Consider the following 24588-nt stretch of genomic DNA (forward strand, 5'->3'; position numbering starts at 1 on the left):
GCCGGGCCGTCTCAGAAGGCGGGTGTGGCCGTCGTCGTGTCGGCGCAGCCCAGGACCACGCCCGCCAGATCGCCCCGCTCGGCCAGCAGCGCGCGTTGGACGCGGGCACCGTTGCCCCGTTCCAGGAGGGTGGCGATCTCCGCGTTCACCCGTTCCTCGTCGCCGTGGTCGACGAGCGCCGGGCGGACGTACTCCTGGAGGGCCCGTACGGCGGCGGCGGGAGGGGTCTCCCGCATCGTCAGGGGGTGCAGCAGCGGTCCGTCCAGCCCCGACCGTCCGGCCCGCCAGCCGGCCAGTCGCAGCAGGCCGGTATCGATCCGGGGCGGCGGTTCCCCGGCCCGCCAGGCCCGGGCGGCCGTTTCCACCAGCGCGCGGACGAGGGCGGCCAGCAGCACCGTGGTCCCCGCCTCCAGACAGACGTCCGCGACCCGGACCTCCACCGTGGGGTAGACGGCCGACAGGCGGGCGTCGAAGTAGATCATCCTCTCGTCGTGCAGCACTCCGGTGTCCACCATCGTGCGGACCTGCTCGTGGTAGCGGTCGGCGGACCCGAAGACGTCCACGGGCCCGGCCGAGGGCAGGCGGTTCCAGACGCGGCTCCGGTAGCTTCCGTACCCGCTGTCCGTGCCCTGCCAGAAGGGTGAGTTCGCGCTCATCGCGATCAGTACGGCGAGCCAGGGGCGGATCCTGTCCAGGACGGCCACGCCCTCCTCGTCCGACTCGACCGCGACGTGGACGTGGCATCCGCAGGTCAGCTGCTCCTGCGCGGTCAGACCGAACTGCTCGGCGATCCACTCGTACCGCTGCCCGGTGCTGCGCGAGGGCCGAACGGGCAGGGGCGAGGTGCCCAGGGCCGCCACGAGGGCTCCGGCGGACGCCGCGTGCCGTGCCGCCTCCGTGCGCCAGCGGACGATCTCCTCCTGGAGCTCGCCCATCTCCGTCACAGGCCTGGTGCCGAACTCCACCTGCTCCCTCTGGAGCTCCTTCTCGAAGACGTGCTCCTTCGCTCCCCCGCCCCTGGAACACTCCCCCGTGCAGTGGTCGGCCGCCGCCAGGACCGCGCCCGACACGGCCAGCGGCTCACCGGTGGCAGCGTCCACCAGCAACAGCTCTTCTTCCACGCCCACGCTTCGCATCCGCCGCCGCCCATCGCTCCCGGGTTCAGATCGATACAGGTGGCCGCGTTCGAGGTGAGCGCCCCGATGCCGCACGCACCCGCGGAAACCTTGCCGTCTCACGTTCACACGTATCGCGGCTCCATGCATCCGCCGTCACGGACGGTACCGCCGTGAACATGCCGAGGTCCCGCACCCGGAACGGGTGCGGGACCTCGGCACGGAGGCTGGTGCGCGGTCAGCGCTTGAAGACGTCCTTCATCTTCTCCTTGGCCTGACGGGCGTCGCCCTTGGCCTTTTCCGCCCTGCCTTCCGTGGTCAGGCGTTCATTGCCGACCGCGCGTCCTGCGGTCTCCTTGAGCTTTCCCTTGGCCTGTTCGGCCTTGGCGCGGCTCTTCTCCTTGTCCGACACAGTTGATCACTCCCTGGTCAATCGGAACGAAAATGGGGACTGCGTACGTCTTTCATCCGACCGGAATTCCGGTGGTCGAATTCCGAGCCTCGGCGTCCCTCTTGCGGCGCAGGGCCGACCGGTCAGTCAGTAGTAGTGGCGGCGGCCGCCGACCGCGTGCCCGACCGAGCCCAGGATCCACAGCACCGCACCGACCACGAGCAGGATGATCCCGATGGTCCACAGGATGGAGATCCCGGTGAGAAATCCGACGAGCAGCAGAATAAGCCCGACAACAATCATGATTTCCTCGTTCCCGCTTCGGAATTCGACGGACCATTGGGATCCGCCGGGGCGTCTGGTAGGGCGTCTACCCTCGAAATCCATCTCTACCGTCCAGGCCCGATGTTTTTCGGCAACGGAGAAAACATGCACGCCGCGGCCCTGCTCCTCAGCCGCGGTGGCTGCCGACCGGGCCTTCGCCGGGCAGCCAGGTGATGCCGTAGTAGCTGCCGACCTCCTCCCGGTAGCCGGAGTCCCGCAGGTGCTTGTCCCGGTGGAACTCGGGGGCGTTCTTGATCCGCTCCTTGTCGGCGTTCACGTAGACGGTCTCCTGTTCCAGGTCTATCCGGGACACGGTGCTCGCCGGGAGGAGGACCTCCTTGCCGAAGATCCACACACCGGTGTCGACGACCAGGTAGGCGTCGCCCACGTCATAGGAGTGCTTGTCGACCTTCCCGATGTGACCGTCGGTCGCCTCGACCCTGTACCCGGTGAGATCGGCCCAGGTCAGGTGGCCCGATGCCGGCCGGAAGCTCCACACATGCTCAGTCACGCGAAACAACTCCTCCCGGTAGGGGTGACCCGCCGCGCGCGTTCCCGGCCGACCGAACGGCCACGGACCGCTTCGCGACACGCCGGACCGCCGTCGCGGGGCCCCGCGTGTTGACGCGGCTGCCCGCCCTGCCGCCGGCCAAACACCGGCACGGGCCGCGCGAGGACCACCGCACGGCCGAAGGGGGACATCGCCCGGTTCGAACCGCGCCTCGCGGCCCAGCGCCGCCGCCCGGTCTACGGTGGAAGGGTCCCGCCCCCGTCAACGGCAGATGAGGCTGACAGCTGTGTCGACTTCGAGCCACGAGATCTTCGGTTCCCCGTGCTGGGTGAGTCTGCTGGCCCGGGATCTCGAAGCCACACAGCGGTTCTACGCCGGGGTGCTCGGCTGGGACTTCCGCCCCACCCACCTCGGCGGCGGCATCATGGTCGCCTTCCGCGACGGAGCCCCCGTGGCGGGCATCGGCGCACTGGCCGGGAGCACGGGCGCGCCGGTGCTGTGGACGCCGTACTTCGCCGTCGAGGATGCCGACGTGACCGCTGCCCGGGTCGTGGAACGGGGCGCCACGATGGCGGTCGGCCCCGTGGCCTTCGGCACCGGCCGCATCGCCCTGGCGGCGGATCCCGCCGGGGCGGTCTTCGGCTTCTGGCAGGGCGAGGTGCTCCCCGACTGGTCGGTCGGCCGTGGCAGTGCACCGGCCTGGCTGGAACTGCGGACGCGGGACGCGTTCGCGGCCGCCATCTTCTACGGGGAGGTCCTCGACTGGGCCGGCTCCCGCCCCGGCTGCTGCGCCGTCTCCTACGAGCACGCCCATGTCGTCCTGCGCCACGGGCGCGACACCGTGGCCCGCATCAGCGGCGGCGCGCTCGAAGAGGCACCGGACCCCGAGGTCCGGCCGCGATGGCACGTCCACTTCCGCGTGCCCGACCTGGAGACGGTGGTCGAGGCCGCGATCCGGCTGGGCGGCAGGACCGCATCGCCCGTGCAGACGTCCAGCACGAGCCGGTGGGTCGTCCTCGCCGATCCCGAGGGAGCGCTCTTCACCGTGGTGACACCCCGGGATCAGCTGTCCTGAACCGGCCGGCAGGGCCGGAGGCCGCGCCAATGGATTCGCCGACGCGAGAGCCCTATCGTGGGAGCGACACCTGGAGCGGCCATGCTAGTCACCTCCTCCCCGGCCCCTCGCTCCCGGTCACGGAACAGCCTCGACGACTCTTCCGAGCGTGACCCGGCGAAATGATCGGATCGGGTGGATCCGGTCGGCTGTCGCCCGTCGGACGGATACGCAGCGCGATACGCCGCGCGCGGGCCGGACGCCACTGGGGGCGCGTCCGGGACGTCGAGCTGTGGCAGCGCTCGCTCGGATTCTCCGCGCTGGGGTTCCTGACGCTGGTGCCGCTGCTGATCGTCGTGTCCGCGGCGGACACCGCCACCGGGCAGGGGTTCGCGCAATGGCTGGGAGACGGGCTCGGCGTGTCGCCGGCCGCCAGGGCGGAGATCGACCGGCTCTTCGCCCTGCCCGGCCAGGCATGGCGGACCACGACTGCCTTCGGCCTCGCCGTGCTCACCGTGTTCGGCCTGTCCTTCGGAACCATGCTGCAGAGCGGCTACGAAAGGATCTGGGACCTGCCCCCGGCTCGCTGGTGGGCCAGGTGGCGCCATGTGGTCTGGCTCGGCGTGCTGATCGGGGTCCTGTACCTGTCGGCCATCACACCGCCCTGGCGTGATTCACCGGCCCGCGGTTTCGTGACGGTGGCGATCGGCACCCTGTTCTTCTGGTGGTCCCAGCGGCTGCTGCTCGGCGGCCGGGTGGCGTGGACCGCTCTGCTTCCCGGGGCGGTCGCCACCATGATCGCGCTGCTCGGGCTGCGGATCTTCTCCCGGCTGGTCTTCTCACCGCTGATCGCTTCCAGTGCTGTCACGTACGGGCCTTTCGGGACCGTCCTCGTCATCCAGACCTGGCTCGTCGGCATCGGTGTCGTCGTCTTCGGCGGCGCACTGGCCGGCCGCCTGCTCCACGACGAACTGCCCCGCCGGTCCGGCCCTCCTCGGCCCGGGTAGGCGAGTGCGCGGGACGGGTGCCGACGGCCATGAGATCCGCCTGTACGACTGCAACGGGTTCGCGGGGCAGTGTCGGCCCCTGATTGCCAAGAGGCTTGCCACCGGGGCGACTTCGGCGAACGCGCTCGGCTCGACCGGTGGCGCGAGTGCCGACGGCTTTGTCGTACCGCCCTGTTACGGTGCACACGAACGAGCGCCGGACCCTGGCCGCACCCAAGTAATTGCAGCCCACACCTACATGACGGGCCGTGCAGGGCCGTGTACGGGACACGCGGCACGAGGGTGGGCAGAGGGTCGCGCATCCGCTGTTAGGGTGTCATGCGCCCATCAAATAGGGCCTCTCGCACACTGATATTTCAACGGGGTTGACGTGAAGCTTCGCCATGTCCGCGCGGTAGCCGTATTCGGTATCGCAATCTTCGCACTCACCGGAGCCCGTGGTTCCCACGGCGGCAGCTGCGGTGGCAGCAGCCACAGTTCCGGTTCGGGTTCCAGTGGTTCCAGCAGCTCCGGCGGCAGCCACGGCAGCGACACCACGAGCGGCAGCACCGGCAGCAGCCCGGGCGGTTCCTCGGTCACCGGTGGATCCAGCAACAACAAGGCCGAGCGCGACATCAGGATCGACGCGTGCAAGATGGACGCGTCGGGCAAGAACCTCGTCGCCAAGATCACCGTCACCAACAGCGGCTCGGTGGACTACACCTACAACATCACCATGAAGTTCCGCGGGAGCGCCGCCTCGGCGGCGACCCCCGCCCAGGCCAAGGTCGCCGCACTCACGGTCAAGGCGGGTGCGTCGAAGCAGGCCGAGGCGACCGCGCCGTACACCGGCAAGGGTGACGGCAGCGAGTACAAGGAGTGCGTCGTCGACAGCGCGTCGAAGAGCGTGCTCTGAGTCGAATCCGATCGAGCGGAGCCCCCTCTCCCGGTCAGGTGGAGCGGGGGCTCCGTCATGTCCGGACGCAGCCGGTCCGGCGGGCGGCGCGCATCACGGACTGACCCGGGCCCCGGCCCGGCCCCGGGCCCGGGCCCGCCGGGCACCCGCGCGGGTTCCGGTGGACGTCGCGGTCGGGCCGGAGTCGGCACGCACCCGGGCGGTCGCGCCGCGCCGCCGGTGGAGCAGCGCGTCGAGGGACAGCGCCGGCGCGCCGGCGAGGATCAGGGGGGTCCAGGCCAGCAGGTAGATCACGTCCGCGCCGAAGTAGTACGGGGTGGTCGACCAGCTCATGGTCAGCCACAGGCTGAGCGAGATCAGCGCCCCGCCGAGAGCCGCGATCCTGGTCAGCAGGCCGACCAGGGCGCCCAGTCCGACGGCCAGCTCGCCGAGGGCGATCGCGATGCCGAAGGCGACCGGCCGGGTCAGGGAGAGGTCGATCAGCGCGGGCACGCCCGCGGCGTCCCGCACCGCCTCCATCTGCTGGCCGATCGAACCGTCTCCGGTGGCGGACAGGAATGCCGGATCGGTCAGCTTGTCCAGACCGGCGTAGACGAAGGTGACGCCGAGAAAGAGGCGCAGCGGCAGGAGTGCGTACTCGGAGGCTCTCGCGCGGAGGCCGGCGGAAGGCGTGTTCATGCCCCTCACACGAGGGCTCCCGCCATCCGGTTCGACCCGGGAGCCCCCTCTTCACGGCCACGGGACACCTCCTTGCGCGTCCGGATCACGAGGGGTGTCGGATGAAGTGGATGGTGCTAGCGTTATTGGCACCATGTTGCTGAGGCTGAACATCGCGGACAACCGCCCCCTGCACGAGCAGGTGGCCGGGGCCGTTCGGCGTGCGATCGCCGAGGGGGAATGCGGGCCGGGTGACCGGTTGCCGTCGGCGCGGGAGTTGTCGCAGGCGCTGGGCGTCAACGTCAACACCGTCCTACGGGGGCTGCGCGCGCTGCGCGACGAGGGGCTGCTGGAGTTCCGGCGCGGCCGCGGGGTGACCGTGGCCGGCGGGGCGGACGGGCGGTCGGCGTTGCTGGAGCGGGTGCGGGAACTGGTGGCCGACGGCGCGCGCCTGGGATACGGCAGGGCCGATCTCATAGAAATGATCAAGGAGGCGCAGTGAGTGGGTACGAGGACCGCGGGGACCGTGGGCCGAATGGCTTAGCGGGGTCGAGGAGCGGGCCCGTGTGGGGGATGGCCGCCTGGGCGGCCGGGATCCTCGCGCTGCTGGCGCTGGTGCCGCTGGCGGCGCGCAGGGGGTTCGAGGACCTGCTGGCGACGCACTGGAACGCGTCCGGGGAGCCGGACGGTGCGCATCCGCTCTGGGCGGTCGTACTGGTACCGGCCGCGATCTGGGCCGTGCTCGTCACGGGTGCGGTGTTCTGGCGGGCGGCCCGCCGGTGGCGCGGGGCGGTGCTGGTGTCGTGCGGGGTGCTGCTGGCCGGGGCGCAGGTCTCGATCGTGCGGGCGAACCTCTCCCATGCGGACTGGCACGAAGCGGACCCGGTCACCGTCGGGGCCGTGAGCACGGTCGTGGCGGCGGGCGCGGCCGGGCTGGTGGGGGTGCTGGCGAGCGGTCGCCGCGCGTCCACCGCCTCCCGCGGGCAGGGCCCTCGGATGGACATTCCCGCAGGTGAGCGCCGCGTGTGGCTCGCCTCCGCGGAGAACCGGTGGCTGTACCTCCTCGCGGCCGTCCCCGGGGTGGGCGCGCCGGCCGCACAGCTTGTGGAGTTCGGCGACCGGACGGCGCCGATGTGGCTGCTGACCGTGCCGTTCGTGTTCGCCTCGGTGTCGGTGCTGGCCTGCGCCTCGGTACGGGTACGGGTCACGGAGCGCGGCATGGACGTGGCGTTCGGGCCCCTCGGGTGGCCGGTGCGGCGCTGGGACGCGGCGGACATCGAGTGGGCGCGGGCCGAGAACCGCAGGCCGGCGCAGGTCGGCGGCTGGGGCTACCGGCTCAGCGGGCTGGGCACGACGGTGATGCTGCGCAGCGGCGCGTGCCTGGTGATCCGGGCCAGGGGCAAGAACTTCGCGGTCAGCGTGGACGACGCCGAGCGGGGGGCGGCCCTGCTGAACTCCCTGGCCGGGGCGCACACCGAGCAGCCCTGAACCCGGCCGCTCAACTCCGGCGCCCGGTCGGCCCGTACAGCCTGAGCTCGGCCCGCTCCTCCGCCGGCAGATCCGCGACGACGGCCTCCAGCTCCTCCCGCAGGCCGGGAAGCAGCGCCCAGGCGGACTCGGCTCGGCCCAGAACGGCGTGCAACAGGTCCCCCGGGGAGGTCGGGGAGACGGGGGCCGGGCGGACCGGATCCTTCCGCCCGGCCTCACCCGGCCACGGCCGGGCTGCGGCCGGGCTGCGGCCGGGCTGCGGCCGGGCTGTGGGTCAGTGGAACAGCATCGACGCGTCCCCGGCCGGGGTGGTGACCGATCCCGGGCACAGGAAGCTGCCCGAGGTCTTGGTGGCCGTGAAGGCCCGGTTGATGTACTTCCGGCTCGTCGCGTCGCGGTCCCACACGATGCCGGTCGCCTTGTAACGGCAGGAGATGAAGCTCTGCTTGCCGGTGATGTCGATCAGATCGGTGCGCGCCGTGTCGGCGGCGTCGTCGAAGGTGAAGGCGGGGTTGTTGTTGAGCGTGGCGGCGATGCCCCCGCCGCAGGCCAGGTTTCCGCCCGGTGCGTTGATCGTCGTGCGGTCGACGGTGAGGGCGTTCGGGGGAACGGCGCCGGTGCTCGCATTGGTCCAGCTGCAGCTGTTGCCGGCGACCACCATCACGCCGTCGACCTTCTGGTCCGCGGCCGAGGCGCCGGTGCTGTGCGCGAGGGCTGTGCCGGTGCCGGTGAACGCCGCCGCGACGACCAGCGTCGCGATGCCGGCGAGACGGGAGATACGGATGCCGTGCGTGATGTGCCTCATGGTTCGCTCCTCCATGCCACGTACTGGTGGGGGTGGGCGAGGCGTGGGGCCTCACAGAGTGTGCGGAGTGCGTGCCGGGAGAGTCCCACAGGGACCTTCAATTGTCAGGAGCATGCCACTCCCCCGTCCGGAAATGGCCGAAAGCGGCGACCCGGCGACCGCGCCGAGGCGGACCAGGTGGACGAGAGCACCATCGGCAACGTGCAACGGCACGGCTGGCACGTGGGGCAATCAGCGGCTACAACGCCACGCGGCCGGCCCCGGGCCCGGACAACCTCTTCCGGGCCGCGGCCCGGGAAGCGGCCCTGCGGGGGATGCTGGTCTCCAGCCACTTCGACCTGTTCCCCGAGTGGATCGGCAAGGCCGCCGGGTGGCTGGCCGACGGGATCGAGCGGGCGGCCGACGCCTCCTCGGCGTGCTGAGCGGCGCCAACACCGGGAAGATGCTGGTCCGGCTGGGCACGGACCGCTGAGCGCCGCCGCCCGGGGCGTACCGGAGGCGGTTCAGACGCGGTGCGCGACCGTGGAGGGGACTCGGCCCTCGGTGCGCACCAGCAGGAGGGCGATGTCGTCGGGGCGGGGGCCGTCGCGGTGGGCGTGGTCGATGAGTTCGTCCGCCAGCTTCCCGAGCGGGTGGTGCTCGGGGGCCTCCCCGATCAGGCCCGCGACCGCTCCGATGGCGTCCTCGATGTCCCGGCCGGGGGCTTCGACCAGCCCGTCGGTGTAGAGGGCGAGGAGGGCTCCGGGCCCGAAGGGGATCTCGACGGCGGTGTACGGGGCCCCGGGCTCGATGCCCAGGAGGAGGCCGGCCGGCAGGTTCAGCATCTCGGTCTTCCCGCCTGGGTGGCGCAGCAGGGGCGGCGGGTGGCCGGCGGAGGCCAGGCGGACCGTGTGGCGGGCGAGGTCGATATGGGCGTACAGGCAGCTGGTGAACAGTCCGGGTTCGAGGTCGGTCAGGAGCCGGTTGGTGCGGGCGAGGACCTCTTCCGGGGGTGCGCCGGCGCCCGCGTGGACGGCGGTGCGGACCTGTCCCATGAGGGCGGCGGCGTTCACGTTGTGCCCTTGGACGTCGCCGATGGCGGCCGCGACGGTGGTGTCGTCGATGCGGATGAGGTCGTAGAAGTCGCCACCGATCTCGAGGCCGTAAGCGGCCGGGAGGTAGCGGGCGGCCACGTCGAGGCGGGGGACGCGGGGCAGGTTGTGGGGCAGGAGGCCGGTCTGCAGGCTGCGGGCGAGCTGGTGGGTGGCGTCGTAGAGGCGGGCGCGGTCCAGGGCCTGCGCGATGAGCCCGGCGATCGAAGTCAGGACGGCGCGCTCGCCGGGAGCGAAGACCCGGGGGTGCCGGTAGGCGAGGACGAGGGAGCCGATGGGGCGGTTGGAGGCGATCAGGGGCAGGAACGCCCAGGCGGCCATGCCCTCCTCGACCACCGCGTCGGGGTGCGCGGCCAGGAGCTCGCCCACGTCGCCGAAGAACAGCGGGGTGGAGGTGTGCAGGATGTGGGTGATGGCGGTGTCGGCCGAGACGGGGGTGCCGTCGAGCTCCGCCAGGTGATCGGCGGAGTATCCGCGGTGGCCGACGATCCGCACCCGGCCGTCCTGCTCGGCCAGCAGGGCCAGGGCGTGGGCTCCCATCGAGGGAACGATCTGGTCGGCGGCCTTCTCGACGACGTCCTGCGCGTGGGCGGCCTCGGTGAGGGTGGCTGCCAGCAGCATGAGCGGGTAGAGCGCGGCGGCCCGGCTGGGTGCGGACTGCTCGGGGTCCGGCTGCGGAAGGGGAGCCGGTGGGCCGGCCCGGTCACCGACCGTGGTGATGCGGACACTGATGCCCGTGTTGTCCGGGTAGAGGTCGAAGCACAGCTGCTGCCCGGTGGGGCGCTCGGCGGTGAAGCTCCGGGGCAGCCTGCTCATCGCGGTGGCCCGGTAGTGGTTCTCGATGGCGGGCGTGTCCATCCACGGAAGGGCCTCCCAGGGCAGGGCTCCGAGCAGGCCGGACACGGGCGCGCCGAGCAGGTCGGCCGCCTCCTGGGTGATGAAGGTGATGGTGCCGTTCAGGTCGAGCGCGCAGTTTCCTCCGGGGAGGCGCCGGACGAAGGCCATGATGGCCGCGGCCTCGGCGGGCCCCGGCGTGGGCGAGGGGAGCGGTCGCAGGATGACCGGATGCGGGGCCGGCCGCAGCGGCACGCCCTCGTCGGCGGCCGCCAGCAGGATGCGCGCCAGGAGGCCGCGGGCCGAATCCAGGGCCTTGCGCTCCCGCTCGTCGAGCTCGGGCCCGTGCGAGCCCGGCCACAGGAACACCAGGCCGGCCCCGGTGAGCTCGGGGGCCCGGCCGCCGGCTTCCCCCGCCAGGGGGACGGCGGCAAGGGCGAAGTCGTACGGGAGGACGAGACCGAGGCGCGGATAGCGCCGGGCCGTGTCCTCCTGGCCGCCGAGCCAGACGAGCCGGCCCTCACGGACCGCGTCCGCCACCGGAATGGGGTCGTCCAGGGCGACGCGGGACCAGGGCGCCGCGAACTCCCGGGAGAGCCCGTAGGTCAGCATCAGGTGCAGTACGCGCCGGGTGGGGTCGGGGTCGGGCAGGTAGAGCATGCCGATGGACGCTCCCGCGTCGGCACAGGCCCCGACCAGTGCCTCTCTCAGCGCACGCCGGCCGGCCCGCTGATCACGCCCCGGAACCTTTCGCACCTGACCATGGTCTCTCCATATCCCCCCTCCCGTCGGACCCGCCCGTCCCGGCGAGCCCGTACCGGCCGGCCGCGGCCCCGGCCGGGGCCTCAGGGCGGTCCCGGGGGCCCCAGGTCGGGGTGGTCCCTGAGCAGGCCGGGCGGAGCGGCCTGGCGCCAGGAATCGACGACGATGGCACGGAGCTCGTCGGTGTCGTCGAGGGCCGCGAGGCGCGCCCGTACCCAGGCGAAGGACGCCTCGTGGTCCGCGACCCAGAACTTCTCCGGCTCGGCGCGGACCAGCTCGTCGCGTTCCTCCTTGGGACAGCGGACGGCCAGCGACGTCTCGTCGTCGGGCAGGGTCAGGAACATCTTCCCGGCGACCCGGAAGGTGGGCATGGCCCAGGCTTCCTTCTCGGTCGTCTCCGGGAGGGCGAGGGCGATTTCACGGACTTCGTCGGACGTGCTCACACCCCGACCGTACGACAGGCCACTGACATCGGGGTTCGGCACGGACGCACGGACCGCGCGGGCGTAGGCTTCGGTCGGCACGGACGCATCGGGGGGCGGGGTATGACGGCGGAGACGGCACAGCGGTGGGTTTCGACCCTCGATTCGGTCGTGGTGTACGCGCAGGGCGCGCTCTGCCGCCGGCTGGTCCGGGGCAGCGTGCCGGCGGACGGCCGGGTACGGGTGACGGGGCTGCCCCGCTCGCTCGACCCGGGCTCGCTGCGGGCGGGTGTGCTGGGCGTCCCCGGGGTGCGCGTGACCGAGGCCCGGGTGGAGGTCGAGGCCGCCCCGCGCGGCGCCGGCGCGCCCGATGCCCTGCGGCTCGAGGTCGAACGGCTGCGCGAGGAGTACGCGGCGGCGCAGGGCCGCCGGGACCGGCAACGGGTGCTGATCGACGAGGTCGCGGCCCTGCGACCGGTACCCCCGGCCCCTGACCCCGAGGCCCCGCACCGCCGCACCCCGGTCGGCGCGTGGCTGGAGCTCGCCGACTTCACCGAAGGGCGGCTGACGGAGCTGCACGCCCGTCTCGTCGAGCTGGAGGACGCACTGCGCGTCGTCGGGCACGAGCTCGGTGTCGCCGCGGACCAGCTCGCTCGGGCCTCCACCGACGTTCCGCAGGCGCACGTGGACACGACGGTCTCCGCGCTCCTGACCCTCGACACCGCGGGTGCCTCGGAGGGCGGTGCCGGGGAGGTCGAGCTGGAGCTGGAGTACGGGGTTCCGGGAGCCGTCTGGGTGCCTGCGTACCGGCTCACGCACCGTCAGGGCGACGGCGACGGCCGTCTGGTGCTGCGCGCCTCGGTCGCGCAGCGCACCGGCGAGGACTGGACCGGTGTGCGCATCGCGCTGGCCACCGCCGACCTCCGGCGCCGCACCGACCTGCCGAAGCTCCGTTCGGTCCGGATCGGGCGCCGGCAGCCCGCCCCCGCGCCGTCCGGCTGGCGCGAGCCTCCGGCGGGTCTCGCCGACCTGTTCACCGGCTACGAGGCGGCCGGCCCGCGCCGCCCGGCCCCGGCCGTGCTGCCCCCTGGCGTGCTGCCACCGGCCGTCAGGGTCGGCGCCGCGTCCGGTCCCGTGCCGCCGCCCCCTCCGCCGCCACCCGCCCCGGCAGCCGCGGCCCCGCCCGCGCCGCAGGGCTACGGCGCGCTCCCGGTGCCCGGTGGCGCGTACGACGCCTCCTCGGACGGCTTCGCCGCTGCGATGCCCGCTCTCGCCCAGCCGCCGGCCCGCCCGCGGCCGGCCGGCAGGCCGCGGGGCGGCGGCGGCACGGCCTTCGGCGGGGCTCCCGCCCCCGCGGCTCCCGCGGCCCCCGGGCGGGCCGCTCCCCCGGCGCCCGCGCCGGTCCCGGCGCCGGAACCGGTGGCCGGTCCGCCGCGGCCGAGCGGCGCCGAGCTCGACTACGCCGCCCTCGTCCTGTGCGGCCCCGACGAGCCGGGCGGTCGCCGGGGCCGGCTGTTCGCCGACTCCCCCGCCGACCCGGTGGCGGCCGAACACCGCCGCCGCGCCGAGGCGGTGGGCGGGCTGCCGCTGCCCGGGCACGCCGTGCGGCCCCGTGAGTCGGCGGGTTCCTTCGACCACCGCTTCGACGCCGCCGCCCGCGCCGACATTCCGTCGGACGGCACCTGGCACACCGTCACCGTCGGCGAGATCCCTGTCGGTCTGCGCACCGAGTACGTGTGCGTGCCGTCCGTGGAGCAGACCGTGTACGCCACGCTGGTGCTCTCCAACGCCACCGACCAGGCGCTGCTGGCCGGCCCGGTGGAGGTCACCGTCGGTGAGGACTTCCTGCTGACCGCCGCCCTGCCCACGCTCGCCCCCGGTGGGGTCCGCCGGGTGGGCCTCGGACCCGCCGAGGGCGTCCGGGTCACCCGCCGTACGAACCTGCGCGAGTCGACCGCGGGCCTGCGCAACAACATCACGGTGCTCGACCACCAGGTCCACGTGGAACTGGCCAACCGGCTCGCCGGTCCGGTCACCGTCGAGGTCCACGAGCGGGTGCCCGTCACCTCCGATCCGGACGTCCGGATCGAGGAGCGCGCCGACTGGACGGCGCCCGAGGCCGGCGCCGGGCCGGAACACCACGCCCCGGGCACCCGCGTCTGGCGGGTGGACCTGCCCGCCGGGGGGACCACCGCCCTCGACGGCGGCTACGAGATCCGCATCCCGGCCGGCAAGGCCCTGGTCGGCGGCAACCGCAGGAGCTGACACCCATCATGTCCACGGCCCCGAAGCCGATCGCCCTTCCCGTCACCGCCGTCACCTGCCTGGAGGACCGCGCCCACGTCGAGCGCGCCGCCGTACTGGACCTGGAGACGGGGGTCCAGCGGCTGCGGCTCGGTCCGGTCAGCGCGCTGGCCGTCGACCGCACCCTGCACGCCGAGCTGGCCGCCGAACACCGGGCCACCGTGCTCGACGTGCGGATCGTCCGTAGCTGGGAGCCGCGCGGACCGCTGCCGTCCGCCGACGAGGACTCCGCGCTGCGCCTGCGCGTACACGTCCTCGAAGAGGAGCAGCTCGCCCTGGGGCAGCGGCGTGACCGGCTGCACGCCCGTCTCGACCTGCTCGGCCGCCTCGCCGCCGATCTGCTGCGGGAGATCGGGGAGGGCGCCGGCTCCGGGGAGACCGACGGGCCCCGCTGGGCCCTGGAGATGGACCGGGTGGACGGCGAGCGCGATACGTACGGTGAGCAACTGCGTTCCGTCGACGCCCGGTTGACCGCCCTCGCCGTCGAGCTCGCAGAGACCCGGCAGGCCCTGGACCGCTCCGAGACCGAGCCCGCCGAGCTGGTGGGCCACATCGAGCTGACCGTGGACAGCGCGGCCGCCGGTCCGGTGCGGCTGCGTCTGAGCCACCTCACCCCGTGCGCGCTGTGGCGGCCCGCCTACCGGGCCGTTCTGGACGGGGACTCGCTGACGCTGGAGACCGATGCGATGGTCTGGCAGCGCACCGGCGAGGACTGGTCGGACGTACGGCTGACCCTGTCGACGGCCCGGTCGGCACTGGCGACCGAGCCGCCGCGGCTGGACGAGGACCGGCTCGCACTGGGCGACCGTACGGCGGCGGAGCGCCGCACGGTCGACGTCGAACTGCGCGAGGAGGAGATCGGGGACCTCGGTCCGGCGGCTGCGGTGCTCGGCCTGCCCGGTGTGGACGACGGGGGCGAGGCGCGGGTCCTGCACTCCCCCGTACCGGTCTCCGTACGCGGGGACGGCCGCGCCCACCGGGTGCCGCTCTCCGCCTTCCGTACGGCCGCGAGCAGCGAGTACGCCTGCTCCCCCGAGCTGTCCCCGCTGGTCACCCGGGTGGTGTCCTTCGACAACCGGTCCGGTCACGCACTGCTGGCGGGTCCCGTGGACCTGGTCCGCGGCAGCGGGTTCAGCGGCCGCGGCACGCTGGGCTTCACCGCCCCGGGCGCCCCGGTCGAGCTGGCTTTCGGCAGCTGCGACGACCACCGGGTGGTCCGGTCCGCCGAGGAGTCCCGGGACTCGGCCGGATTCACCCAGCGGACGGTGGTCACGCGCACGGTCCGGCTGCACCTGTCCCGGTTCTCCGCCCCCGGGGACAGTGGTGAACGGGTGGTCGTCGTCCGGGAGCGGATCCCGGTCTCCGAGGTCTCGGCGGTGGAGGTGCGCCTGCGCAAGGAGGCCTGCTCGCCGGCGCCGGACTCGGTCGATCCCGAAGGCATCGCCCGCTGGGACGTCCCGCTGGCCCCGGGCGGCCGGCGGACGGTCACACTGGTCTACGAGCTGTCGGCGAGCGCCAAGGTCACCGGGCTGTGAGCGGAGCGACGCCGGTGCCCGACGGCCACCCCGGACGGCTGTGGGCGGCCACGACGGCGTGCTGAACCACCGCTTCCACGCGGTGAGCGGGATCGACCGGTTCTTCTTCCGGGTCTGACGCGGTTCAGCGCGGCACGAGGCGGTCGACCTCGGCGGCGAAGAGCAGGGCCGGATCGAGGCCCATGCCGGTGAAGTGGCCCGCCAGTTCGAGGGACAGCACTCCGTGCAGCCGGCTCCAGAAGGTCAGGGCCAGGTGCAGCGCCGACGGCGGGGCGTCCGGACGGCTGCCCGCCCATGTGCGGTGCGCGGCCAGGTGGTCCTCGAAGGCGTGCGGCGCCGCGTCCGGCGCCGCGTCCGGGGCGGCCTCGGCGCAGGCGTCCAGCAGGACCGACATCAGTTCCGAGGCGATCCCGGTGATGTCCGGCGGCGCGTGGTAGCCGGGCACCGGGGTGCCGTAGACCAGGAAGTAGCGGTGCGGGTCCGCCAGGGCCCAGTGGCGCAGCACCTGCGCCAGCCCGGCGAGTCCGGGCCGGCCCGCTCCCCCGTCGGCAGCGGCGGCGATGAAGGCGTCGGCGAGGCTGCGGTAGGCGTCGCGGACGAGTTCGGTGATCAGCTCGTCGCGGTTGGCGAAGTACCGGTACAGCGCCGGTCCGCTCATGCCCATCTGCTTGGCGATCGCGTTGAGGGAGAGCGCCGAGGCGCCGGAGCCGGCGATCTGCTGCCAGGCCTTCTCCTTGACCTCGTCACGCACCTGCTGCCGGTACCGCTCCCGGGGGGTCGTCGTGCTGCCCGTCATCCCTGCCGCCTCTCGCCGCTCGCCCTTCACCGTCTGACGAGTTAGAGGCTATCACCATCGTCACACCCACTTCCGATCGAGCGGAGCGATCCCTTGACATCGACGAGATAGCCAATCACTCTGGTTACGGCTTCTAACAAACACGACAAGCAGAAACTCACTGGAGGTCATGATGACGAACACCGTCGAGCGGATCGAGGTCGTACTACCGGGCAAGGTCGAGCCGGAGGGCCTGCAGTTCCACCGCGGTCCCGTCCCGGTACCGGCGGCCGGCCAGGTGGTCGTCGCCATGGAGGCGACGGGCGTGTCCTTCGCCGAGCAGCAGATGCGGCGCGGCCGGTACTACGACCAGCCGCCGTACCCCTTCGTCCCCGGGTACGACCTGGTCGGCACGGTGCTGGCCGTGGGTGAGGGTGTCGGTGACGCGCTGCTCGGCAAGCGGGTCGCCGCCCTGACCAAGACCGGCGGCTGGGCGAGCCACGTCGCGCTCACCGCCGCCGACGTGGTGGAGGTGCCCGAGGGCGTCAGCCCGGTGGACGCGGAGACCGCGGTGGTCAACGGCATCACCGCCTGGCAGATGCTCCACCGCAAGGCCCGGGTGCGTGCCGGCCAGACCGTCCTGGTCCACGGCGCCAACGGCGGTGTCGGCTCGATCCTGGTCCAGCTGGCACTGACCGCGGGCGCCCATGTGATCGGCACAGCCTCCACCCGCCACCACGACGCGCTGCTCGCGCTCGGGGTGACGCCCGTCGACTACCGCTCCGGCAACGTCCCCGCACGGGTACGGGCCCTGGCGCCCGGCGGAGTGGACGCGGTGTTCGACCACGTGGGCGGCGACGGCATCGTCGACTCCTGGCGGCTGCTGGCCCCCGGCGGCACGCTCGTCTCCTACGGCAGCGCCGCCACCCGTGACGACCAGGGCTCCGGCTCGTGGCCGGTGCTCAGGCTGCTCGGCCGGGTGTGGGTGTGGAACGCGCTGCCCAACGGCCGCCGCGCGTACTTCTTCAACGTGTGGGCCGGCCGCGCCTACGCCAAGGACCGCTTCCGGGCGCGCCTGCGCTCCGACCTCACCCAGGTGTTCACCGCCCTCCAGCACGGCGAGATCACCGCCAAGGTCGCGGCGCAGATCCCGCTGGCGCGCGCCGCCGAGGCGATGCGCCTCGCCGAGTCCGGCACGGTCGCCGGGAAGGTCGTCCTCGTCCCGTGACCCGGCCGCCGGGCACTTCAGGAGAAGGGCTGCCGGTCCGGCTGGCAGACCGTGCCGGGCGGCGGGAGCGTGCCGTCGATGAAGTAGCGGCTCTCGTAGGTGTTGATGCAGGTGCTGGAGTTGTTGAAGAGTGCGGTGTGGCCGTACCCGTTGTTCGTGAGCAGCCGGGCGTCGGCCAGTTCCTCGGCCATGGCCTGGGCGTCCGAGTGGGGTGTGGAGGGGTCGTACGTCGTACCGACCACCAGGACGGGGTTCGCCGTGGGCGCGTTCCACGGACCGTCGTACCGGTTGGCGGACCGGGCCGGCCAGGTGGCGCAGGGTTCGCCGGACCAGGTCCAGTAGCGTCCGGCGTCTCCGGCGCGCTTGGCGCTGTCCTCCTCCAGACCGTGGTAGACGGCCGGGTCGCGCGGGTTGGGGCTGTCGCCGCACCACACGGCTGCCGCCTGTTCCTCCCCCAGGTACGGGTTCGGGTTCGCGACCGGGGGCGGGGGCGGGTACTGGGCCGGCTTCGGGGTGCGGCCCTGCCAGAGCTCCTGGAGCCGGGCGGCGAGGGCGGTCCAGCCGGGGTGGACGATGTAGAGGCTGCTGACCGCGTCGGCAACGGTGGCGGCGTACGTCCACGGGCCCACCGGGTGCTCGCGCAGGCGGCCCATCAGCTGGTCGAACTTGTCGCGGGTGGCTTGCGGACTGCCGGCCGAGAAGGCGCAGCGGGCGGTGGTGGCCGATCCGCAGAGTTCGAGGAACTTGTCGAGGGTCGCCGCGGCGGTGCGGTCCGAGCCCATGCGCAGGAGGGTCGTGGTCCGCGGTTCGCTCGTCGAGCCGTTGTTCGTCCACGCCAGCGGGTCGATGTTGCTGTCGAGGACCATGGCGCGGACCTTGTCCGGGAACAGGTTGGCGTAGGTGGCGCCGAGGACCGTGCCGTAGGAGACGCCGAGGTAGTTGAGCTGAGGCTCCCCCACCGCCCGGCGGAGCAGGTCGAGGTCCTGGGCGGTGTCGGCGGTCGACACGTGGCGCAGGAGGTCGGGGTCGCGCTTCTCGCAGCGGCGGCCCAGGTCCTCGTACGCGTCGATCCAGGTCGTGCGTTCCTTCTCGCCGACCGGGAAACCGACCGGCTTGCCCGCGCCCCAGGCCTGGGCCTCCTCGGGGCTGTCGAAGCAGTTCACCGCGGTGCTGTTGCCGATGCCCCTGGGGTCCCAGCTGATGATGTCGAACCGTTCGCGCAGGTCCTTCGGGAAGGAGTCGTAGTTCTGCGGCACCTGCACCGTCCCGGGGCCGCCGGGGCCACCGGGGTTGACGAACAGCGTGCCCAGGCGCTTCGCGGGGTCGCCCGCCTTCCGGCGGACGACGGCCAGGTCGATGGTGCGGCCGGACGGGGCAGCGTGGTCCAGCGGCACCTCGGCGGTGGCGCAGTCGTACGGGCTGCCGGGTTTGCAGGGGCTCCAGTCCAGCCGGGGGACGGTCTGCGACGGCGAGGGCGAGGGCGACGGCTCCGCCCGCGCCGCGGCGAGTTCCGGCGCGACGAGCATCGAGGAGCAGACCGCCGCCACGACGAGGGCGGCCGCGCACCGGTGGCGGCCGGACCTCGGCCGGGGTGCGGGTCGAGGTACAGGTACAGGTGCGGCTCCAGATGCGGCTCCAGGTCCGGGCATGGTCCGCCCTCCTCCGGCACGTCGGGGGCGTGGCGCGGCGGCCGGCTACGGCGTGCCGGCACGTGCCGCTCGCTCATGGTTCAACCAAACCCCTTTTCGCCGACGCGCGCGAGCCGGGCCGGGCCGGGCCGCGGGATCACGGCCGCAGGCGTCCGCAGGGGCGCGGATCCACGGCCCGCACGCTATCCTCCGCGCCATGTTGATTGACATGGACATGCGCTTACGGGTGCGGTCGCGCGCCCTGGTGTGCCTCCTCCTGCTGGCCCTGCTGGGCACGGCGACCACCGCGGCCGCCGCACCCCGGCCCGCGGCCCCCGCCACGCAGGCCCCCGCGGCCACCGCGAACACCTCCGCCGCGGCCGCGGCGACGGCCCGCTGGGGCGACCGGCGGCTCGACGAGGCCGCCTTCCTGACCACCCACAACGCCTTCACCAACTACGAGGACTCCCGCTGGAGCTCGGTGAACCAGTCCGAGTCCGTCCGCGCCCAGCTCGAAGGCGGCGTGCGCGGCCTGAGCCTGGACACGCACTGGTACGAGCGCAGCACCTGGCTGTGCGTCATCAGCTTCGGCAGCGACTGCTACCCCAGCGACGTGTACCTGTGCCACGGCGACTGCAAGACCTTCGCCGGAGCCACGTACGCCCTGCCGCGCCAGACCTTCCACGGCACGATGCAGACCGTGGTGGACTTCCTCGCCGCCCATCCGCAGGAGGTCGTGACCGTCTTCCTGGAGGACTACGTCGGCGCCGACCAGCTGCAGGCGTCCCTCGGCCGGGTCAGGGGGCTGCAGGACATGGTGTTCCGTCCCGACCAGTGGGACGTACGCCAGCACGGCTGGCCCAAGGTGGCCGACCTGGTCACCTCCGGCAAGCGGCTGCTGATCTTCTCGGACCGGTCCGACCGGGAGCACCTGGGCGTCATGTACGACAAGTCCTGGACCGTCAGCAACTTCTGGAGCCTCGGGGACCTGGGCAATGACCTCTCGTGCGTCAGCCGCTGGTCCGACGTGCCGCTCGACCGTCAGGAGCCCGGATTCCGGCGCCTGTTCACGATGAGCCACCACCGCAACGTGCCCACGGTCCTCACGGCCGCCCTGGACAACGGGGCCAAGCTGCGCAACCGCATCGCCGAGCAGTGCCGGGCGGCCACCGGGGGCCGCGACCCGAACTTCGTCTCCGTCGACTTCCACCGTCTCTCGGACGGGAGCGGCCACACACCGGCCTCGATCGTCGCGGAGCTGAACGCGCGGCCCTGATCGGCCCGTCGGCGCGCCGGCCTGTCGGCCTCCCCGCCGGCCGGGTGCATCACCGCGTACGGCGCGGCGCGGCGCACCCGGCCGGTCAGCCCGCCTTGCGCGCGCCCAGCGCCCGCCGCTCGTCCTCGGTCAGTCCGCCCCACACGCCGTACGGCTCCTGCACGCGCAGCGCGTGGCTCAGGCAGTCCGACCGCACCGGGCACAGCGCGCACACCTCCTTGGCCTCCTGCTCCCGCGCGCTGCGTTCCTCACCGCGCTCCCCCGCCGGGTGGAAGAACCGGTCCGTACCGAGGTCCCGGCACGCCGCGTCCTCCTGCCACTCCCACCGGTGCTCCGCTCGGCCCGGCAGGCGTGCCACCTTGGACATGTCCCGACTCCTCTCCTCCGCCTTGCGCATCTCTTTCGACTCCTTGCTCACGCGTCTGACCCGGGTGCCGGTTTCGAAACGCCGTCCGCGTACGCCGACGGGACGGCGGCCGAGGACGTGGAGACCCTGGGCAGGGCGTACGGGTGCTTCTCCGCCAGCCAGGCGACGAGCTGTTCGCGTACCGCGCAGCGGGCGGTCCACAGGTCGTCCGCGTCCTTCGCGGTCACGATCGCCCGCACCACGATGGCGCTGGGCGTCGTGTCGGTGACTGCCAGGTCCCAGCCCCGGCCGTCCCAGGCCTCGCAGCCCTCCAGGATCTCCCGGAGCTTCTCGCGCATCAGCGCGACGGGGGTGGTGTGGTCGCAGTGCAGGAAGACCGTGCCGGTCATCTGGATCCCGCCGCGCGACCAGTTCTCGAAGGGCCGCCCGGTGAAGTAGGAGACGGGCATGGTGATCCGCCGCTCGTCCCAGGTGCGCACGGCCAGGAAGGTGAGCGTGATCTCCTCGACGACTCCCCACTCGCCGGCCACCACGACCGTGTCGCCGATCCGCACCATGTCGCCGAAGGCGATCTGGAATCCGGCGAAGAGGTTGCCCAGGGTGGACTGGGCGGCCACGCCCGCCACGATGCCGATGATCCCGGCCGAGGCCAGCAGCGAGGTCCCGACGGCGCGGAGGTCGGGGAAGGTCAGCAGCATCGCCGCCGCGGCCACCACGACGACCACGGCGGTGACGATCCTCATGATCAGCGTCACCTGGGTACGGACCCTGCGCACGCGTGACGGGTCGCGCGTGCCGAGCGCGTAGCGGGCGTACGAGGACTCGACCACCGCCGAGGTGACGAGGACGACGCACCACGCGCCCGCCCCGATCAGGACGAGCGTCAGGGCCCTGCCCACGGCTGCCTCGTGCTCCTGCAGCGGCTCCCACTCGATCTGCCGGTACACGGCGCGCAGCACCGCCGCGAACAGCAGGAGCCGTACCGACGAACGGCATCGGCGCAGCATGTTCCAGAGCGGTGTCTCGGGGTGCCGGGCACTCGCGCGCCGCAGCAGCAGGTCGGTGACCCTGCCCGCGACGAAGGTGAGCACGATCGAGCCGCCGATGACGGCCGGTACTTGCACGAGGCTGTTCATGACTCCTCTGGATGGGTCTGGGGGACGGGTCCCGTCGCGCGTGCCCGGCTCCTGCTGGGACAAACGGGGCGTCCGTTGCGCAATGGCGGGTACAAGCGACCACGACACGACAGCCGAGGACGGGGTGAGTGCGCAGTGCAGACCATCGGACCGGACACCGGCGGGCCCGGAGCGGACGCGCGGGGGCCGGCCTTCCCCCAGCTCCGCCGGCTCGCCCTGCGCGAGGCCTTGCGGCAGGTGGCGCGAGGCCGGCAGTTCACCCGTGAGGCGCTGGAGGACTGGGGGTGGGGCGGCCGGGAGACCGCCGAGGACGCGATCCTGGTCGTGTCCGAACTCGTCACCAACGCCAAACTGCACGCCGGCGGATGCCACGAGCTCACGCTCCGCGCCGGGGACGCGTTCCGCGTCGAGGTGTACGACGGCCACAGGGAGCTCCCGCGGCCGCTGCCCGCGCTGCGTCCGGGTCGCCCCGGCCGCCCGGGCGGGCACGGCCTGCGCCTGGTGCACCGGCTCGCCGACCGCTGGGGCGTCCAGGCGGTGGGGCACGGCAAGGTCGTCTGGGCCGAGTTCGACGCCGAGCGCCTGCGGACGGGCCGGCCCGGGCGCGTCTGAACCCGACGGGGCGCCCCGTCGGGTTCAGACGCGCCCGGGCCGGGCGGAGCGGTACCGGGTCAGGTGTGCAGCAGCTCCTCGCGCAGGGCGCCCAGGGTGCGCGTGAGCAGGCGGGAGACCTGCATCTGGGAGAGGCCGATCTCCGCGCCGATCTCCGCCTGGGTCATCTCCTGGCCGAAGCGCAGCTCCAGGATCTGGGTGGAACGCTCGTCCAGGTCGGCGAGCAGGGGCGCGAGGGCGTGCCGGTCCTCGACCGCCTCCAGGGCGGGGTCGATCTCGCCCATGGTCTCGGCGAGGCTGCGCGTGTTCCGCGCGGCGGCGGACACCTGCGTGCCGCCGGTGGCGCCGTCCTGGGGCACGTCGAGGGACTGCGTGGAGTAGCCGTTGGCCGCGACCAGGCCCTGGCGGACCTCCTCCTCGGTGAGGTCGAGCCGCTCGGCGAGTTCCGCGGGGGTGGGCGCGTGGTCCGTTTCGGCCGTCAGCTCCTCCGTGGCCTTCGCGAGCTCCAGGCGCAGCTCCTGGAGGCGGCGCGGCACCCGCACGGCCCAGGTGGTGTCCCGGAAGTGGCGCTTGATCTCGCCCGTGATGTAGGGCAGGGCGAGGGTGGTGAGCTGCGTGTTGCGCTCGGGGTCGTAGCGGTCGATGGCCTTGATGAGTCCGATGATGCCGACCTGGACGATGTCCTCGTTCTCGGGGCCGCCGGGGCGGTCGCGGAACGGGCGGGCGGCGAACTGCACCAGTGAGATGTTCATCTCGATCAGCGTGTTGCGCACGTACTGGTACTCACGGGTCCCCTCCTCGAGGCTCTGGAGCCGTTCGAAGAAGACACGGGTCAGCTCCCGGGCGTCGCGGGTCGACAGTTCCCGTGGGCAGGGCACGTCCGGCAGCCCGCCGAGTGCGGGGGCTTCGCCGGTGCCACCGCTGGGGGTGGCCGTCGTCGGGATCGTCGTCGGGGTCATGGCCTCGGCCGTGGCCGTGAAGGTCATCGTCTTCGCTCCTTGGGCACGTGTGCTTGCGGTGCGGTGCGTCGCTCGGTTGCTCCGGTCATGCGGAACTCTGCTTCCGCTTCCCCTGAACCCTGTCGGGGCCGGGGACACACGTCAAGTAATACCGGAAAACCAGTTCTGGAATTGCATTTCGTGAGTCATCCCTCAAGAATGACGGTGTGGAGAGCGAGCGCACAGGTCACCGCCGCAACAGCTGGACCTTCCTGACGAACCACGCCCGGGTGCTGATCGCCATCGCGCGCGACCCCGGCATCCGGCTGCGCGACATCGCCGCGGACTGCGGTCTGACCGAGCGCACCGTGCAGGCGATCGTCACGGACCTGCAGGCGGACGGGTACCTCGACAAGACCCGGGACGGGCGGCGCAACCGCTACGTCGTCGCCCCCGGCGCCCGCTTCCGGCACCCGGCGGAGGCCGGCCACGAGATCGCCGGCCTGCTGGCCTACCTCACCGCCCCGCTGCCCACGCCGTCTGCACCGATGACGACGGCGACACCGGCCGCCGAGGTGGCGAACGACACACCCGGCCACGAAGAGCCCCGCGCCGCCGTGTGATCCCCGACCCGGGTGCCGCACCGGGTCAGGAGCGGCCCGGGGACGGCCGCCCGAACCGTACGGGGACCCCCGGCGAGTAGAGCACGCTCACGGGCGGCCCGGCCGGGGCGGGCAGGCCCGCCGCGGCCACCAGGTCCTCGTCGCAGTCCAGGAGCTCCGCACGGTGCAGCGGCCAGCGCGGGTGCGCGTTCGGGACGTACAGCGCCCGCCCGAAGAGCTCCGTGTGCATGCCCCAGCGGGCGGTCAGGAAGTGTTCCAGGGCCGTCGGCTCCGCGATGCGCCCGCCCACCCGCACGGCGATCCGACTGTGCGCGCCGCGCGGGCCGGGCAGGCGTCGGCGACTGGTGTACGTCACCGTGTCGCCGTCATGACGGACCGCCATCCGGGACCAGACGTACGGCAGCCGGAACGCGGCCCGGCCGACGGCCACCGGAATCAGCCGGGAGGCGTCCAGTGAGCGGAAGACCACGGCCCGGCGGCCTGCGGCATCGACCGAGTAGAGGCGCACGTTGGTCTCGGGGAAGGAGCCCAGGTACGGGACTCCGGGCAGCCGGAACCAGCCGACCCTGTGCATGCGGAAGGCCACCAGCCCGACGTAGGTGACCCCGTCCAGCGTGTCCGGCACGGTGCCCGCCGGCAGCAGCGGGGCGACCCGGGCCGGATCGGCGGCCCAGTGCAGGAACGCGAGGTCCAGCCAGGACTGGGTGAGCAGGGGGCGGTCCACCAAGTGCGGCGGGTCGGCCGATACCGGCTCCGGGACCACGGCGGGCGGCGGTGACTGACGCATTCGGCCAGTATTCCCCGCGCGCC

Annotated in this window: 25 protein-coding genes and 1 pseudogene; 11 read left to right on the forward strand and 15 right to left on the reverse strand. The window is 73.0% G+C overall.

Annotated elements, in window-relative coordinates:
* Window positions 1–11: 11 nt before the first annotated feature.
* The 4 genes from ACXNSR_RS01315 to ACXNSR_RS01330 form a co-directional block, all read right to left on the reverse strand.
* Window positions 12–1136 carry a glutamate--cysteine ligase gene (locus tag ACXNSR_RS01315; protein ID WP_458640274.1) on the reverse strand — a complete coding sequence of 375 codons (1125 nt, stop codon included), beginning with the start codon at window positions 1134–1136 and terminating at the stop codon, window positions 12–14.
* 217 nt (window positions 1137–1353) lie between these two features.
* Window positions 1354–1527 (reverse strand): CsbD family protein, encoded by a 174-nt coding sequence (locus ACXNSR_RS01320; RefSeq protein ID WP_078909548.1) that lies wholly within the window; start codon window positions 1525–1527, stop codon window positions 1354–1356.
* 126 nt (window positions 1528–1653) lie between these two features.
* The gene (locus tag ACXNSR_RS01325) at window positions 1654–1809 is read right to left on the reverse strand and encodes a DUF6131 family protein (protein WP_266601219.1); all 156 of its coding nucleotides are present in this window, start codon (window positions 1807–1809) and stop codon (window positions 1654–1656) included.
* A gap of 148 nt (window positions 1810–1957) precedes the next feature.
* Window positions 1958–2341: a PRC-barrel domain-containing protein gene (locus ACXNSR_RS01330; RefSeq protein ID WP_458640275.1), complete on the reverse strand. Its 384-nt coding sequence runs from the start codon at window positions 2339–2341 to the stop codon at window positions 1958–1960.
* A 337-nt stretch (window positions 2342–2678) separates the two neighbouring features.
* On the opposite strand from ACXNSR_RS01330, the gene ACXNSR_RS01335 reads away from it, so the two are divergent.
* The 3 genes from ACXNSR_RS01335 to ACXNSR_RS01345 all read left to right on the forward strand — a co-directional run bounded on the left by ACXNSR_RS01335 (window position 2679) and on the right by ACXNSR_RS01345 (window position 5297).
* The gene (locus ACXNSR_RS01335; protein ID WP_458643524.1) at window positions 2679–3416 is read left to right on the forward strand and encodes a VOC family protein; all 738 of its coding nucleotides are present in this window, start codon (window positions 2679–2681) and stop codon (window positions 3414–3416) included.
* A 161-nt stretch (window positions 3417–3577) separates the two neighbouring features.
* The gene (locus ACXNSR_RS01340; RefSeq protein WP_458640276.1) at window positions 3578–4402 is read left to right on the forward strand and encodes a ribonuclease BN; all 825 of its coding nucleotides are present in this window, start codon (window positions 3578–3580) and stop codon (window positions 4400–4402) included.
* A 370-nt stretch (window positions 4403–4772) separates the two neighbouring features.
* Complete coding sequence (locus tag ACXNSR_RS01345; RefSeq protein WP_458640277.1) at window positions 4773–5297, forward strand: hypothetical protein; 525 nt, start codon at window positions 4773–4775, stop codon at window positions 5295–5297.
* 210 nt (window positions 5298–5507) lie between these two features.
* On the opposite strand, the pseudogene ACXNSR_RS01350 reads toward ACXNSR_RS01345, so the two are convergent.
* A pseudogene (locus ACXNSR_RS01350) lies at window positions 5508–5975 on the reverse strand (DoxX family protein); the annotation flags it as partial.
* A gap of 133 nt (window positions 5976–6108) precedes the next feature.
* Here ACXNSR_RS01350 and ACXNSR_RS01355 point away from each other — a divergent pair.
* Window positions 6109–6456, forward strand: a complete 348-nt coding sequence (locus ACXNSR_RS01355; RefSeq protein WP_458640278.1) for a GntR family transcriptional regulator — start codon at window positions 6109–6111, stop codon at window positions 6454–6456.
* Between the two features lie 71 nt (window positions 6457–6527).
* Entirely contained in the window at window positions 6528–7442 is a 915-nt protein-coding gene (locus ACXNSR_RS01360; protein ID WP_458643525.1) for a DUF1648 domain-containing protein, read from the forward strand.
* A gap of 10 nt (window positions 7443–7452) precedes the next feature.
* On the opposite strand, the gene ACXNSR_RS01365 is transcribed toward ACXNSR_RS01360, so the two are convergent.
* The 4 genes from ACXNSR_RS01365 to ACXNSR_RS01380 all read right to left on the reverse strand — a co-directional run bounded on the left by ACXNSR_RS01365 (window position 7453) and on the right by ACXNSR_RS01380 (window position 11377).
* A complete protein-coding gene (locus ACXNSR_RS01365) occupies window positions 7453–7596 on the reverse strand; it encodes a hypothetical protein (protein ID WP_458640279.1) in 144 nt (47 codons plus the stop codon).
* 120 nt (window positions 7597–7716) lie between these two features.
* Window positions 7717–8247 (reverse strand): hypothetical protein, encoded by a 531-nt coding sequence (locus tag ACXNSR_RS01370; protein ID WP_458640280.1) that lies wholly within the window; start codon window positions 8245–8247, stop codon window positions 7717–7719.
* A 503-nt stretch (window positions 8248–8750) separates the two neighbouring features.
* Window positions 8751–10928 (reverse strand): SpoIIE family protein phosphatase, encoded by a 2178-nt coding sequence (locus tag ACXNSR_RS01375; RefSeq protein WP_458640281.1) that lies wholly within the window; start codon window positions 10926–10928, stop codon window positions 8751–8753.
* An 89-nt stretch (window positions 10929–11017) separates the two neighbouring features.
* Entirely contained in the window at window positions 11018–11377 is a 360-nt protein-coding gene (locus ACXNSR_RS01380) for an MmcQ/YjbR family DNA-binding protein (protein ID WP_458640282.1), read from the reverse strand.
* A gap of 102 nt (window positions 11378–11479) precedes the next feature.
* On the opposite strand from ACXNSR_RS01380, the gene ACXNSR_RS01385 reads away from it, so the two are divergent.
* Complete coding sequence (locus ACXNSR_RS01385; protein ID WP_458640283.1) at window positions 11480–13621, forward strand: DUF4139 domain-containing protein; 2142 nt, start codon at window positions 11480–11482, stop codon at window positions 13619–13621.
* Window positions 13622–13629: 8 nt separating this feature from the next.
* Window positions 13630–15195, forward strand: coding sequence for a mucoidy inhibitor MuiA family protein (locus tag ACXNSR_RS01390; protein ID WP_458640284.1), 1566 nt, complete (start codon window positions 13630–13632; stop codon window positions 15193–15195).
* 124 nt (window positions 15196–15319) lie between these two features.
* Here the strand turns inward: ACXNSR_RS01390 and ACXNSR_RS01395 are convergent, their stop codons facing one another.
* On the reverse strand, window positions 15320–15991 hold the full coding sequence (locus ACXNSR_RS01395; protein WP_458640285.1) for a TetR/AcrR family transcriptional regulator: 672 nt from the start codon (window positions 15989–15991) through the stop codon (window positions 15320–15322).
* A 169-nt stretch (window positions 15992–16160) separates the two neighbouring features.
* Here ACXNSR_RS01395 and ACXNSR_RS01400 point away from each other — a divergent pair, with 169 nt between their 5' ends.
* The gene (locus ACXNSR_RS01400; RefSeq protein WP_458640286.1) at window positions 16161–17198 is read left to right on the forward strand and encodes a medium chain dehydrogenase/reductase family protein; all 1038 of its coding nucleotides are present in this window, start codon (window positions 16161–16163) and stop codon (window positions 17196–17198) included.
* A gap of 17 nt (window positions 17199–17215) precedes the next feature.
* Here ACXNSR_RS01400 and ACXNSR_RS01405 read toward each other — a convergent pair whose 3' ends face one another.
* Window positions 17216–18724: an alpha/beta hydrolase gene (locus ACXNSR_RS01405; protein ID WP_458640287.1), complete on the reverse strand. Its 1509-nt coding sequence runs from the start codon at window positions 18722–18724 to the stop codon at window positions 17216–17218.
* 319 nt (window positions 18725–19043) lie between these two features.
* Between ACXNSR_RS01405 and ACXNSR_RS01410 the strand changes: the two genes are divergently transcribed.
* Window positions 19044–20102, forward strand: coding sequence for a PI-PLC domain-containing protein (locus ACXNSR_RS01410; protein ID WP_458640288.1), 1059 nt, complete (start codon window positions 19044–19046; stop codon window positions 20100–20102).
* Between the two features lie 85 nt (window positions 20103–20187).
* Here ACXNSR_RS01410 and ACXNSR_RS01415 read toward each other — a convergent pair whose 3' ends face one another.
* Both ACXNSR_RS01415 and ACXNSR_RS01420 read right to left on the reverse strand, forming a co-directional pair.
* Complete coding sequence (locus ACXNSR_RS01415) at window positions 20188–20469, reverse strand: WhiB family transcriptional regulator (protein ID WP_458640289.1); 282 nt, start codon at window positions 20467–20469, stop codon at window positions 20188–20190.
* 47 nt (window positions 20470–20516) lie between these two features.
* Window positions 20517–21605 carry a mechanosensitive ion channel family protein gene (locus ACXNSR_RS01420; RefSeq protein WP_458640290.1) on the reverse strand — a complete coding sequence of 363 codons (1089 nt, stop codon included), beginning with the start codon at window positions 21603–21605 and terminating at the stop codon, window positions 20517–20519.
* 135 nt (window positions 21606–21740) lie between these two features.
* Here ACXNSR_RS01420 and ACXNSR_RS01425 point away from each other — a divergent pair, with 135 nt between their 5' ends.
* Window positions 21741–22217 carry an ATP-binding protein gene (locus ACXNSR_RS01425; RefSeq protein WP_458640291.1) on the forward strand — a complete coding sequence of 159 codons (477 nt, stop codon included), beginning with the start codon at window positions 21741–21743 and terminating at the stop codon, window positions 22215–22217.
* Window positions 22218–22276: 59 nt separating this feature from the next.
* Here ACXNSR_RS01425 and ACXNSR_RS01430 read toward each other — a convergent pair whose 3' ends face one another.
* A complete protein-coding gene (locus tag ACXNSR_RS01430) occupies window positions 22277–23203 on the reverse strand; it encodes a SigB/SigF/SigG family RNA polymerase sigma factor (protein WP_458640292.1) in 927 nt (308 codons plus the stop codon).
* Between the two features lie 179 nt (window positions 23204–23382).
* Between ACXNSR_RS01430 and ACXNSR_RS01435 the strand changes: the two genes are divergently transcribed.
* The gene (locus ACXNSR_RS01435) at window positions 23383–23778 is read left to right on the forward strand and encodes a helix-turn-helix transcriptional regulator (protein ID WP_458640293.1); all 396 of its coding nucleotides are present in this window, start codon (window positions 23383–23385) and stop codon (window positions 23776–23778) included.
* 25 nt (window positions 23779–23803) lie between these two features.
* Here ACXNSR_RS01435 and ACXNSR_RS01440 read toward each other — a convergent pair whose 3' ends face one another.
* Window positions 23804–24565, reverse strand: a complete 762-nt coding sequence (locus ACXNSR_RS01440) for a YqjF family protein (protein WP_458640294.1) — start codon at window positions 24563–24565, stop codon at window positions 23804–23806.
* Between the last annotated feature and the right edge of the window lie 23 nt (window positions 24566–24588).

Source organism: Streptomyces sp. NC-S4 (assembly GCF_054353315.1).